Source organism: Pseudomonas sp. FSL R10-0056, from assembly GCF_009600105.1.
GTDB lineage: Bacteria > Pseudomonadota > Gammaproteobacteria > Pseudomonadales > Pseudomonadaceae > Aquipseudomonas > Aquipseudomonas bubulae.
The window spans coordinates 1-439 of record NZ_WIWL01000094.1 but is presented as its reverse complement, the minus strand read 5'-3'; the positions used below and the strand labels follow the sequence as shown (position 1 = coordinate 439).

Sequence of the window (439 nt, the reverse complement as noted above, 5' to 3'; positions counted from 1 at the left end):
TTGTGCCCCTGAAGGGGCGGGGGAGGCGTCTGGGCAATCCCCGTTTTACCAGTCCCCTATCGCCGCCTGAGAGGGCGCAGGAAGCGAGTAATCAGGGTATCGAGGCGGATTCACCCTTGGCGTCCAACCAGCGGCACCAGCGGCGCCTGAGAGGCCTACAGAGCGGTTGGACACCAAGGGGAGGGGCTAAGACCGATTTATCAGTCCCCTTTCCCTCGTTTCTTTCCAACGCGATAGCCCAGCAAGGCCGCCACCGTTGCCACCGTCACCCCAGCAAGCACAGCCAGTGGCGTGTAATTCACACGACGAACGCCTCGCCCCGGTTTGGTGGGCTCTGAACCATCAATCACAAACTCATCGGTTTGATTCATTGCTGCGGCTCCTGGGGCATTTTCGCCAGCTCGTACAGCAACGGAGCCAACCGCTTTTTGTCCACGTC

Annotated in this window: 1 protein-coding gene; it reads right to left on the bottom strand. The window is 60.4% G+C overall.

Features of this window, described 5'->3' with window-relative positions:
* Positions 1-200: 200 nt before the first annotated feature.
* The coding region (locus GHO42_RS04690) for a hypothetical protein (protein ID WP_218575990.1) at positions 201-439 on the bottom strand (239 nt) is incomplete at its 5' end.